The sequence below is a fragment of the Rothia sp. HMSC069C01 genome, assembly GCF_001814655.1.
Classification (GTDB): Bacteria; Actinomycetota; Actinomycetes; order Actinomycetales; family Micrococcaceae; genus Rothia; species Rothia dentocariosa.
Genome location: NZ_KV817408.1, coordinates 466,510 through 478,819, shown reverse-complemented (window position 1 = coordinate 478,819; position 12,310 = coordinate 466,510). Strand labels below are relative to the sequence as shown.

Annotated in this window: 9 protein-coding genes; 1 reads left to right on the top strand and 8 read right to left on the bottom strand. The window is 53.6% G+C overall.

The window, feature by feature from the left end:
- From lepA to leuS, 8 genes are all read right to left on the bottom strand, one after another.
- Entirely contained in the window at positions 1–1,860 is a 1,860-nt protein-coding gene (lepA, locus tag HMPREF2981_RS08775; RefSeq protein WP_070662448.1) for a translation elongation factor 4, read from the bottom strand.
- A gap of 178 nt (positions 1,861–2,038) precedes the next feature.
- On the bottom strand, positions 2,039–2,302 hold the full coding sequence (gene rpsT / locus HMPREF2981_RS08770) for a 30S ribosomal protein S20 (protein ID WP_004004703.1): 264 nt from the start codon (positions 2,300–2,302) through the stop codon (positions 2,039–2,041).
- A 215-nt stretch (positions 2,303–2,517) separates the two neighbouring features.
- The gene (locus HMPREF2981_RS08765) at positions 2,518–3,114 is read right to left on the bottom strand and encodes a type II toxin-antitoxin system PemK/MazF family toxin (RefSeq protein ID WP_070662858.1); all 597 of its coding nucleotides are present in this window, start codon (positions 3,112–3,114) and stop codon (positions 2,518–2,520) included.
- Positions 3,115–3,180: 66 nt separating this feature from the next.
- Positions 3,181–4,209 (bottom strand): DNA polymerase III subunit delta, encoded by a 1,029-nt coding sequence (holA, locus tag HMPREF2981_RS08760; protein ID WP_070662444.1) that lies wholly within the window; start codon positions 4,207–4,209, stop codon positions 3,181–3,183.
- A complete protein-coding gene (locus tag HMPREF2981_RS08755; protein ID WP_246825429.1) occupies positions 4,206–5,933 on the bottom strand; it encodes a ComEC/Rec2 family competence protein in 1,728 nt (575 codons plus the stop codon). The genes holA and HMPREF2981_RS08755 overlap by 4 nt, the downstream gene beginning before the upstream one ends.
- A 39-nt stretch (positions 5,934–5,972) precedes the next feature.
- Positions 5,973–7,214 carry a ComEA family DNA-binding protein gene (locus HMPREF2981_RS08750; RefSeq protein ID WP_070662441.1) on the bottom strand — a complete coding sequence of 414 codons (1,242 nt, stop codon included), beginning with the start codon at positions 7,212–7,214 and terminating at the stop codon, positions 5,973–5,975.
- Positions 7,215–7,389: 175 nt separating this feature from the next.
- Positions 7,390–8,337 carry a DegV family protein gene (locus HMPREF2981_RS08745; protein WP_070662438.1) on the bottom strand — a complete coding sequence of 316 codons (948 nt, stop codon included), beginning with the start codon at positions 8,335–8,337 and terminating at the stop codon, positions 7,390–7,392.
- Between the two features lie 137 nt (positions 8,338–8,474).
- Complete coding sequence (gene leuS, locus HMPREF2981_RS08740; protein ID WP_070662435.1) at positions 8,475–10,970, bottom strand: leucine--tRNA ligase; 2,496 nt, start codon at positions 10,968–10,970, stop codon at positions 8,475–8,477.
- A 365-nt stretch (positions 10,971–11,335) separates the two neighbouring features.
- Here leuS and HMPREF2981_RS08735 point away from each other — a divergent pair, with 365 nt between their 5' ends.
- Entirely contained in the window at positions 11,336–12,307 is a 972-nt protein-coding gene (locus tag HMPREF2981_RS08735; RefSeq protein ID WP_070662433.1) for an alpha/beta fold hydrolase, read from the top strand.
- The last annotated feature ends 3 nt before the right edge of the window (positions 12,308–12,310 follow it).

Sequence of the window (12,310 nt, the reverse complement as noted above, 5' to 3'; positions counted from 1 at the left end):
TTACTTCTTTTTATCTTTCTTCTCTTTCTCTTCGCCCGAAGATAGGGCGGCGATGAATGCCTCTTGCGGTACCTCGACGCGGCCGACCATCTTCATGCGCTTCTTGCCTTCCTTCTGCTTTTCCAGCAGCTTGCGCTTACGCGAAATATCGCCACCGTAGCATTTTGACAGCACGTCCTTGCGCATAGCGCGGATATTCTCGCGGGCAATGATGCGAGAACCAATAGCAGCCTGAATAGGAACCTCAAATTGCTGACGAGGTATTAGCTCACGAAGCTTACTCGTCATCATCAAACCGTACGAATAGGCCTTGTCGCGATGGGTAATAGCCGAGAAAGCATCCACTTTCTCACCCTGAAGCAGGATATCGACCTTCACCAGGTCAGCCTCTTCCTCACCATCGAACTTCCAGTCCAAGGATGCATACCCACGAGTACGGGACTTGAGCTGATCGAAGAAATCAAAGACAATCTCGGCCAGCGGCAGGCGGTACCGCATCTCAACGCGATCCTCAGATAGGTAGTCCATGCCGCCCATTTGCCCGCGGCGCGACTGGCACAACTCCATGATCGCCCCAATATAGTCGCTGGGAGCAATAATCGTACATGCCACCATCGGTTCACGAATGGTTGCGACTTTACCCTCGGGGAACTCGCTTGGGTTAGTCACGCGCTTTGCATTACCCGATTCGTCCACAACATCATAAATAACGTTGGGGGCGGTCGAAATAAGGTCGAGATTGAACTCGCGTTCCAAGCGTTCGCGCACGATTTCAAGGTGCAGCAGGCCTAAGAAGCCACACCGGAAACCAAACCCGAGTGCTGCAGAAGTTTCGGGTTCGTAGACAAGCGCAGCATCGTTGAGCTTGAGCTTGTCTAGGGCATCTCGCAACGCCGGATAATCTGAACCATCAATAGGAAATAGCCCAGAGAATACCATAGGTTTCGGGTCTTCATAGCCGCCTAGTGACTCTGCGGCAGGCTTTACAGCAGAGGTTACGGTATCGCCCACGCGGGATTGCCGAACGTCCTTCACGCCAGTGATCAAATAACCCACTTCACCCACACTCAACCCTTTGGAGGGAATGGGGTCGGGTGAAATTACCCCAATCTCAAGCAGATCGTGTTCTGCGCCGGTAGACATCATCTTGATTTTCTGGCGCGGTTCAAGTTTTCCGTCTACGACACGCACATAGGTGACCACTCCGCGATAGGAATCGTACACTGAGTCAAAAATCATGGCGCGGGCTGGCGTGTCCGCCTGCCCCACAGGCGCGGGTATGCCTTCGACAATACGGTCCAGCAGAGCTTCTACACCCTCACCGGTTTTACCCGAAACCCGCAGAACTTCCTCAGGCTCGCAGCCAATAAGGTTTGCCAGCTCCTCAGCATATTTATCGGGCATAGCGGCGGGCAAGTCGATCTTATTCAAGACAGGAATAATCGTAAGATCGTTCTCCATTGCCAAGTAGAGATTGGCGAGAGTTTGGGCTTCAATCCCCTGTGCCGCATCAACAAGAAGCAGAGCGCCTTCGCATGCGGCAAGTGAGCGAGAGACTTCATAGGTGAAGTCAACGTGTCCCGGAGTGTCGATCATGTTGAGCGCATAGGAAGTACCGTCGATCTCCCATGGCATACGTACTGCCTGGGACTTAATGGTGATGCCTCGTTCACGCTCAATATCCATGCGGTCAAGGTATTGTGCCTTCATATCGCGCGGCGCGACAACGCCAGTTGCCTGAAGCATACGGTCAGCGAGCGTGGATTTTCCATGATCAATATGTGCAATAATGCAGAAGTTGCGAATAATCGCGGGGTCGGTAGCCGCCGGTATTGGCGGATTTTTCGACAGAGGAGCCACTCGCATATTCCTTTCATGGAGGTTCATCAGGCAGCTGGCACAACTATCTTTTATTTTCCCATAATGCACACTGGAAGCGCGAACCGGCACGGTCGGCGGACACAAAGAATTCCCCGCCGGGAGAGAACCGACGGGGAACCCCTATCACTTCGCAATGCGCCTCATACAGAGGCTGACATTAGGAAAGTTTGTTAACCAGATGCGCTAGACCGGACTTCTTGTTAGCAGCGTTCTTCTTGTGCAGAACGCCTTTAGAAACAGCCTTATCCAGCTTGCGGCTCACAAAACGCAGTGCCTCTTCGGCAGCTTCCTTGTTCTGTGCCTCAACAGCTTCCTTAACCCGGCGGGTTGCGGTCTTCAGCTCAGATTTAATAGCGTTGTTACGCAGACGAGCCTTCTCGTTGGTGAGGATGCGCTTTTTCTGGGACTTGATATTAGCCACGATTAAACTTTCTGTTTGTCTTATTGGTCGGTGAGGGCTATGCTGACCGATCATCGACTGAGCGGCGTGGGGATGCCTATGGCAACCAGTCAGCAGTGCCTGATGACCACCAGACACTCAACCACAAATCATAGCAGATAAATGCCTGTAAGAATACCTGTTATTTCAAGGATGATGTATGATTTTTGCGCTTTTGAGATAGGTACAACCGCAGATTAACGGCGGTTGTAGGCTTGTTCGATAAGGCGGAAAGTCTCGTGAGGCATAATTGCCCCTTCACGGCGCATGTTCTCAGGACGCACCCGTAAGACGCGATTGAGTTTGACCTCGGAGGCCCGACCCTGGGAATCCCAAGAGCCTGAACCAATATCTAGATAATTAGAATCTGCATAATCGCGGTTGTTGTGGTCTTTGCTGGTCATCATGAAGGCAAGCAGGTATTCCCCGTCACGCCCTACAAGTATGACCGGGCGGTCTTTCCCCTGAGTATGGTCTTCTTCGTAAGGAACCCAAGTCCACACGATCTCACCAGGATCTGGATCGCCGTCCAATGAGGGAGAATACTCAAAGTCAATAGACCCGCGATAGTCTCCTGGATAGTCTAAGCCCTGTCCCTGCGAACTCTGCTGTTGAGAGGGCGCAGACTTAGAAGCACCGGGGCCTGGTTTCGGCGCATTTGATGTCTGAGGTTGTTCAGAATCGTGGTTGGTCTGTGCTTGCGACTGTTGTGCATTATCGCGCAGAGCATCTTCTGCTGCTTTCCGAAGCGAAGGCAAAACGGCGAAGAATGCTTTTTTCAGTGTTTGTAGCATGGAGTCCATTATGCCTTATGACGCAAATCTTTCCCTAGCTCATATATGAGCAAAATAAAAATGCATTTATGAGCGGTTATGAGGCAACGCAATGGCAAGTACCGCGCGTTCAACCGCATATACCGGGTCTAGGCCCTCCCCCTTGAGCTGTGCGTCGGCATCAGCAAGTAGCTGCACGATACGGGCGATCTGTTCCCCGGTGAAACGCCTTCCGTCGCGTTGCGCCTGTTCAACCTGCCACGGAGCCATACCTACCTCACGGGCAAGTTCCTGGGCACTGGCACGCACATGATGCACGCGGGCAATATTGCGAATACGCATGGCAAGTGCCCCCAACAGAGGGATAGGTTCTGTTCCCGTTGCTAAAGCATGTCGCAAAAGCCTAAGCGCTTCTGTAGCGTTTCCCGTAACGGCGGCGTCTCCCACCCGAAAAGCAGTAACTTCGGTTCGCCCGCCATAGTAACGGTTCACGATCTCTTCGGTAATATTTCCCGCAATATCTGCTTGAAGTTGAGCACAGGCAGAGGCAAGTTCGGCGGTGTCGTTGGTGGCGGCTACGAGTAGACGTAGGGCGCCGGGATCGATAGTGCGTTTAGCCGCTCGGAATTCACCGGTGACAAATTCCTTTTTTTCGCGCTCGGCTTTGAGCGGTTTACAGGGAATAAGAACGTGGTTTTTACGTATGGCATCAATAAGTTTTTTGCCGCGGTTACCGCCGGAATGCTGCATGATGAGCATAATGTCGGATTCTGGGGCAGCAATGTAGCTGAGAACATCGTTAAGGAAGTCTTCACTCATGGTGGCGACGTTGTCAGCATCTATTATTTTGGCAGTCCCGAAGAGCGACGGGCTCGCGAGGAGAGTGAGTTCCCCCGCAGTGTAGGTGGAAGCGTTAATGGTGACTAGGTCTGCATTTGGATAGGTGCTATAAAAAGCGGTGCGCAGACGTTCACGTGCTCGTGAAGCGAAATACTCTTCGGAACCGTGGAGCATGATGACCGGTGCGGGATCTACGGTGCGCCATGCGTTATCAAGCGCTTTATTAGCGCGTTGGCCGCGGTAGTTGCCGCGTGATGAGCTTCCCCTGGGAGTCACGGTACCTCATTGCTCGTTCGGTGTGTTGCTGTTTCTATCATACCGAAGTGTCTTTGACCGATTTGGTGCGTTGGTGATTGACGGCGCGTGCTGGTTGCATGCTGAGTACCGGGTATACGTACATAATCGAGGTGAAGCTCGCGCTTGTAAATACGGTAATCCCAGAGCCATATCAGCAGGCTACCCGCAAAGACAGTAACTCCAGCAAAAGCTATAGATGTCGGAGTAACATCTACATCGAGTGGATTTGCGGGTGCTTGTGCAAAATATTTCGCTATGTATTCGATGCCCTGTGCCGGTATTCTACCGAGAATAAGAGCAATATCCGTGATGGCCGTGAAGTTGATGCTGTAGCTCAGGAACGCGGCAAGACCAGCAAACAAGGTGATCGCGGTTAGTGGAGCGGCAAGCATATTTGCGGGAATGGTATAGAGCGGTATTTTGCCGCTGATACCTAAAATCACAGGGGTACACCAGAGCGAGGCGCTGGCGGAAGCTGCTATAAGTTCGGCGAGGGTGTGCGGTAGGACGCGCATCAAGAGACGCGTGAGTGAGGGTCCGAGTGCTATCAGCGATGCCGTAGCCACGGTGGAGAGCACAAAGCCGAGATCACCAGCGAGTTTCGGCGCAGTGATGAGGCAGAACACGATAGTGGTGGCGAGCGCGCTAAGAGTATTTCTCCCGGTGCCGCGGAGCATCGCCAAAGCCCCTAGTGACCCCATGAGAATAGAGCGGATTACGGATCCCTCAAAGGTGAGAATCGTGGAGTAGAGAACGACGGCGGTAATACCCATTCCGATCATAAGGCGGCGTGGAACACGCACGAGAATTCCAAAACGGTAGCCAGCCATGAAAATGATGGCGATATTTGCTCCAGAGACTGCGGTAAGGTGACTGAGCCCGCTAAGCTTATAGTTTTCCTTACTGGTGTTGGGCATCGCGGAGTCATCGCCATAGGCGGTACCTAGAAGTAACGCCGTGGTTTCGGCATCGAGGTGTCGGCGGGCGTAATCGCGCATCCTAGTGTTTAGGGCGCGTGTGTGCTCAAGATCTTGGTTCGGTTGAGGGAATATGCTTGCACCTTTTAGGAATGCGGTGGTGCCTTTATTTTCAAGGGTTCCGAGCGCGTTAACCCGGGTTCCGGGGTTAAGCTGCTGTTTTTGTGTGTTGTTGTAAATACGAATATCTTCATGAATTGGTGCTCGAAGATTACGGTATTGAGCCGTGTCAGTGCTGAGAATGATCATATTCGTATGCGAGTCAAGAGGGCGTATTTCCCTGATGACTCCGGTTATACGTAACGAGGTTCCTTCGGCATCTCTTAAGGTCGTGCGGCTGGAGTCCGTTCCGGTCAGCATGAGCAGGACAGCTTGCAGAGTCACCAAGAGCATAATGAACATGAACTGCCCGAGGATAGGACAAAGAATATGGGCGATTTTGCGTCCATAGAAGGTATTGAGCGTTATGGTGATTATTCCGAGCAGGCTAATAGCCACTAAAACGCAGTATTTATAGGGCTGAAAAGTACCGTGATACATGGCGGCCAGCGTGAAAATCCAGAGTACGACCGCCGAGACTATAAGCCGTATATCAAGGTGAATAATGGCACTGACAGCGCGAAACCATTCGCGGTTATGGTCGCAGCGATAGCGCATCCACTCAGTACGGGCGAAATTTCGGGTGAGATATGGTTTGAGCTTAGGCGGAATGTGCAGAAAACTCATGATGCGGCTCATTACCTATATTGTTTGACGCTAACGGATTTAGACTGTGACGAGCGGGCGCAGCGAACTCATGAGAGAGGGACCGATGCCAGGTACTGCATCCAGCTCATCAACACTTTTGAAGCCTCCGTGAGCATCACGCCAAGAAATAATGCGGGCGGCTAGAGAAGGACCAATGCGCGGCAAAGTCTGCAGTTGCTCAGCAGTCGCAGTATTTAGGTTGATAGGAGAACCCGGTGCGCCCTGCTGCCCAGTGCCCGCAGAAGATTTCGGTGCCGCAGGATTTTGCGCGGCTCCCGGAGAACCGTTGGGTGAAGCACTGTTTCCTCCGGCTGGTGCGGCAAGTACCGGTGCAGCGGTCTCCCCTGTCTTGGGGATGTAAAGCTGTGTGCCGTCGCTAAGGCTGCCCGCGAGGTTCACCCGGTTGAGGTCGGCATCCGGGGTTGCGCCTCCTGCGGCTTCAAGGGCATCAATGGCGCGGGCATCAGCAGGGAGCGTTTGCACGCCAGGAGTTTTGACTGCTCCAGCTATATGCACTCGAATAGTGCCATTCTTATTCGGAACCTTATTCTGCGCAGATGAATCCGAAGGGGTGGCACTCGGAATTACGGATGAGCTAGCCCCTGGCGCCGCCACCTGGGCGCTACTGGTAGACTCTTCGTTTGCTTGCGGAGTGGGCGTAAATCCTAGCAACCCCCAGAGAATAATTCCCAGAACGCCCAAGGCTAAAACGAAGACGGCATAGGGTGGAACCTTCCACCGAAAAGCACGGGTTTTCGCTGGTGTTTCCCATTCGTCCCATTCATCCTGAATGAGCTCTTCGGGCATATTCTCGCGCTGTGCAATAACGTGAGTAGTGTGCTCGCCGTGCTGTTCATTGGCAGGGTTGTGCGCAGGTTTTACCGCGGAGATCTGCTGCTGTGTACCCTCGTAGTAGCTTTCCGCCAAATCGTCTGGTTTGGTGCTATGAGTGGCGCGTTGTCTAGCTCGTCTTAAGAGCTGTTCAGATGCCGACTCATGCTGCTCATACATGGTTTGTTCGTAAGAATCTGAGTAGAGTCTTCGAGGGCTTTTCCCCACCGAGGCAGAAGAAGCAGACCCTTCCGCAAAATCATCATGCGGCATAAGACGTTCTGTGGGCTCGTCATCCCAGATCCCATAGGGGCTTTGCTTCTCTGTCTGAGCTTCCTGCGCTGGTACCGACGTCTCAGCTCTTTCGGGTAGCGTCTGCATAGAAGAGCTTAGTGGGTGAAATGCTTGGTGGGCGTTATCGCGGGTCATAGTGCAAGCCTAGCCGCGTGCTTATGCCCCCGCCGGGCGGTTCCTATATTCTGTGGATAACTATTTAAGCGGGACACAAAAACCGGCTATCCACAGGGATTGCGCCAATTTTTGCGGGTGAATCGGGTAATTTTAGCGGCTACACAAAGAAAAATGACATTCTCACATCGTATGGCTAATAGATGACAGCGGCAAGTGCTCCCAGTCCGGAATGCGCCGCTAATACGGGCGGGAGAGAGCTGAGAACCGCGTCCGAAGCGAAGGCGCCCAACGAATCTTGCAAGGCTTTAGCCTCCGCAAGGTTACCCATATGGTGAAGCGCTACTACGTGACCGGTTGGTCGTACGTCGTGCTGCGCAGCCGCAGCTGCAGGATGCTTTTTTACCGATTGGTGCTTGGTACAAACGTCACGAATAATCTGCGTGAGGCGTTCTTTCGCGCGCGTTGCGGTACGGGGGCGCTCAACATAGGTCAGTTTTCCATCCGCAACCGTGCCGATAGGCTTGATCTGGAACATCTGCCCGACCATTGCCAACGCGGGCGAGACACGACCCCCGCGGCGAAGCGCATCGAGAGTAGGAATGTAGAAATAAATATCGGTCTCGGCGCATATACCGGTAACTACTTCGGCAAGTTCCTCAGGACTATCGCAAATATCGGCTATATCATGGGCGTGCAATGCCGCATGCCCATAGGCTCCGGCGACGGTACGGGAATCAAGTACGGTCACTCGCGCTTTAGAAAGCTGTGCACCCACTCGCGCTGATTCAACGGTTCCAGAGAGCTCTCCCGAGAGGTGTATCGACAGAATATGCTCGTACCCTTCATCAACAAGGGTATCGTAGGTATCGGCAAAGACACCGGGGGCAGGACCGGAGGTATGGACCGTATTTCCGAGGACATGCGCCATTAAAATGGCTTCGTCAATTTCCTCGAGGCTAAGACCGGTTAAATCGCGGGTATTTGTCTCGGTTCGTGTGCCCCTGATGCCTGCACGTGCGGGTGTCTCTTGAACGGATACCGGCATGGGTACCACGGCAAAGCCACCGCGTTCTTGCCGTTCCTTAAGAATTTCAGGGGTAATGGCAGCGGCTGAGTCTGTCACGACAGCGATGCGTCCCATAAGGTACCTCCTGAATCTTAAAAATACGGCAATTTGCAATAACCGACTTTCTCATCATAGCTAAAAAGAATGGTGCCGCCGGAAGAAAAACCCGAAAAGTTTTCTTCCGGCGGCACCGCATCAACGTTCTGAAAACTCTAGATGACGATATTCACCAGTTTGGGGGCTCGCACAATCACCTTACGGATTTCGGAGCCTTCCACCAGCTTCGCGATAGTCTCGTCCTCCAGGGCTTGTTTTTCAAGCTCAGCTTCAGAAATATCTTTTGATACCTCAAGGCGCGCCTTAACTTTGCCCTTGATCTGTACGATTGCGGTGACGGTATCATCCACAAGCAGGGATTCATCTACCTGCGGGAAACCTGCGGTCAGCACCGGGTTATCGTATCCCAGCGCGTGCCACATGTCCTCGGCGGTGTACGGCGCGTAGAGTGACAATAAGATCGCAATAGTTTCGGCGGCTTCGCGCACCGTGGAGTCTGCTCCCCCAGGGCCCGAATCGATAGCTTTACGGGTAGCATTCACCAGCTCCATAGTCTTGGCGACCACCACGTTGAACTTACCAGTGTCAAGAAGTTGTTTCACATCGTGTACGGTACGCGCCACCAGCTTGTGCAGGTTCGCATCGCCGGATGCCGCATCCACGCCAGGTTCGGAGGTAACGTCCTGAGCAACCCGCCATGCGCGCGCCAAGAACTTCTGCGAACCGGCGGGCGAAACATCCGCCCAGTCCACATCATCTTCGGGCGGCGAAGCGAAGATCATGGTAGTGCGCACTGCATCCACACCGAACTTATCAAGCTGCTCACCCAGGTTTACGCCGTTGCCGAGCGATTTCGACATGGCCTTACCGCCGTTGAGAACCTGCCCCTGATTCATGAGAGCTTTGAACGGCTCGCCGTGCTCAATCAGCCCCAAATCACGAATAACTTTCGTGAAGAAACGCGCATACAACAGGTGCAGAATCGCATGTTCCACACCGCCCACGTACATATCGACCGTGCCCCATTCCCTGATCGCCTGCGGGTCGAAGGGGCCTTCGGCATAACGGGGCGAAACATAGCGCAGGAAGTACCAGGAAGAATCCACGAAGGTATCCATAGTGTCGGAATCGCGGCGGGCGCTCTTACCGCACTGCGGGCAGGGAACTATAGCCCAGTCATCGGCGGCAGCAAGGGGCGATTGTCCCTTGGGAGCTAACTGTTCACCGCGCAGATTATCTGGGAGCAGAACCGGCAGCTGTTCTTCAGGAACCAGTACCTCGCCGCAGTCTTCACAGTGAATCACGGGAATAGGTGTGCCCCAGAAACGCTGGCGCGAGAGCAGCCAGTCGCGCAGGCGGTAAATAACCTTACCTTCGCCGGTGCCTGCAGCCTCAACCAGCTCGGTAGCCTTCGCAATAGCTTCTGCCTTAGGAAGTCCGGTTAGCTCACCGGAGTTAATGAGCACTCCATCGCCCGCAGTGGCGATACCCGACTTGGCAGGGTCTTCCTCGCCCTCAACATCGAGCACCGTCACGATCGGCAGGTCGAATTTCTTGGCGAAGTCAAGGTCACGCTGATCGTGCGCAGGCACCGCCATAATAGCGCCGGTGCCGTAATCGGCAAGCACGTAATCGGAGGCCCACACCGGCAGTTTCGCACCGTTCAGCGGGTTGATTGCGTAACGCCCAGTAAACATACCGGTCTTTTCACGCTCGGAAGACTGGCGGTCAATATCGCTGAGGGCCTTAATCTGCTCGCGGTAGTCCTCTAGCGCCTGTGCCTGTTCGGGGGCCACAATCTGCTCGGCAAAGGTCGAGTCGGCGGCAACAACAATAAAGGTTGAACCGTAGAGGGTATCCGGGCGGGTGGTGAAGACCGTGAAGGATTCGGCAGGCTGCGCCTCAGTAGCCTCAATCTCGAAGCGAACCTCAGCACCTTCGGAACGCCCAATCCAGTTCCGCTGCATCAGCAGAACACGTTCGGGCCATTTGCCCTCAAGCTGCTCCATATCGTCAAGAAGCTGCTGGGCGTAGTCAGTAATCTTGAAGTACCACTGATTTAGCGACTTCTTAGTAACCGTGGTGCCGCATCGTTCACAGGCACCGTTAACCACCTGCTCGTTCGCGAGCACGGTCTGATCTTTGGGGCACCAGTTCACCATTGAGTCTTTGCGGTAGGCCAGGCCTTTCTTATAGAACTGCTCGAAAAGCCACTGGGTCCACTTATAGTATTCGGGGTCTGAGGTGTGCAGGCGTCGATCCCAGTCCACTGCGATAGCGTAGCGTTTGAAAGATTCTGCCTGCGTGTCAATATTCTTGTAGGTCCACTCTTTTGGGTGGGTACCGTTCTTGATAGCAGCGTTTTCTGCGGGCAAACCGAAGGAATCCCAGCCGATGGGGTGCAGAACATCGTAGCCGCACTGCTTGTAGTAGCGGGTATTCATGTCTCCAATAGCAAACGCTTCTGCGTGGCCCATATGCAGGTCGCCTGAGGGGTACGGAAACATGTCTAGCACATAGCGGCGACCTTTCGCGGCGTTGCCGGTTGGCTTGAAGACACCCGTTTCTTCCCAGTAGGGGCGCCATTTCGCTTCCTGTGCACGGAAGTCATACGCATTCTCGGTGCGTTCGGTCTCTACCTCAGCAGACACTACGGTTCCTTTGACGTTTGATTTTCGCTAACCAACCTATTCTAGCGTGTACCCACAAAGGTTTCTTGATGTATTCATAAACTCACGAGTTCCCGTTTCATATCGTGGATGCACCTCACCGCCCCGCCAATCTCGCCTTTGTTGCCGCCAGAGTAACCCCGCGCGTGTAAACCATTTTTAGCCGTATACGACGAAAAACTCTGAATATTGTTTGACTTTTTATCTAAATCTCCAGCACCTACACAGAAATTCCACGTACACTGAGAGAACTCATTGTGTGCGTAAGCCGGTTTACGCACGCCCTCCGTGAATCTCCCGCAGGGATTTACAGTGACCGAGCCCGCAACATACGAAAGGCACCCGCCGTGACATCACCCAGTACCGTTCTTGAAGGTGTGCCGGGGGCACTCATCCCGGGCACCAGATTTGAAATAGAGCTGCTTGGGGCAACTACACGGTATTGGCAGTACGGTGCGGGCATGGGCACCGGCGTTTTTCCCTCCGAAAGCTCTCCAAAGATCCTGCTGATTCACGGGTTCCGCGGTGATCATCATGGGCTTGAGATTATTGCGAACAGGCTTCTGAAGCTTTTACCCGAAGCTAGTATTATCAGCCCTGACTTACCGGGTTTCGGGCGTTCAGAAGACCTGCCCATGACTGTTTCTTTACAGGGCTATACCGCATGGCTGCACGCGCTTATTGGGCAGATAAACCCTGCACGCCCCGATGGCTCTGATATTCACGTGGTAGGACACTCGTTTGGATCTATCGTAACCGCTGCTTATGCCGCCGAATATCTGCATGGACTTGACCGCCTAACGCTCATTAACCCCATTAGCGAGCCCGCACTTGAAGGGTCACAGAAGATTGCCTCGCGGGCGGCATCGTTTTACTATCGCGTGGGCGCGGCACTTCCCGAAAAAATTGGCTATCCGGTGCTGCGTTCACAGCTGATTACCCGCGTAACGAGCGAGCTGATGATGCGCACCCACGAACCTGCCATGCGCCGCTTTATCAATAACCAGCACGCTGCCTATTTTGGGTCTTTTGGCTCGCGTAAGGGTGTTCTGCAGGCGTATGAGGTTTCGATTTCGGCAACTGCCGCCGAGTTTGCTCCGCAGATTCAGGTTCCTGTGCAAATGCTTGTGGCTGAAGACGATGATTTAGGTACCCCGCAGACGGCGCGCGCCATGTTTGCTGCGCTTGAGAGGCGCCCGCACTCCCCCGGTGAACGTTTTGAGATGATTCCTGAGGTTGGGCATTTGATTCATTATGAGACGCCTACAGTGGCGGCACGTTTGATTGCAGAATTTACGCACGAAGATTTTACGGTGTAATCC

What these genes read in the sequence shown, in the direction of transcription:
- HMPREF2981_RS08765 (WP_070662858.1), bottom strand. Translation starts at nt 3,114, where the DNA reads ATGCTACAAACACTGAAAAAAGCATTCTTCGCCGTTTTGCCTTCGCTT.
- HMPREF2981_RS08755 (WP_246825429.1), bottom strand. Translation starts at nt 5,933, where the DNA reads ATGAGTTTTCTGCACATTCCGCCTAAGCTCAAACCATATCTCACCCGA.
- HMPREF2981_RS08750 (WP_070662441.1), bottom strand. Translation starts at nt 7,214, where the DNA reads ATGACCCGCGATAACGCCCACCAAGCATTTCACCCACTAAGCTCTTCT.
- HMPREF2981_RS08745 (WP_070662438.1), bottom strand. Translation starts at nt 8,337, where the DNA reads ATGGGACGCATCGCTGTCGTGACAGACTCAGCCGCTGCCATTACCCCT.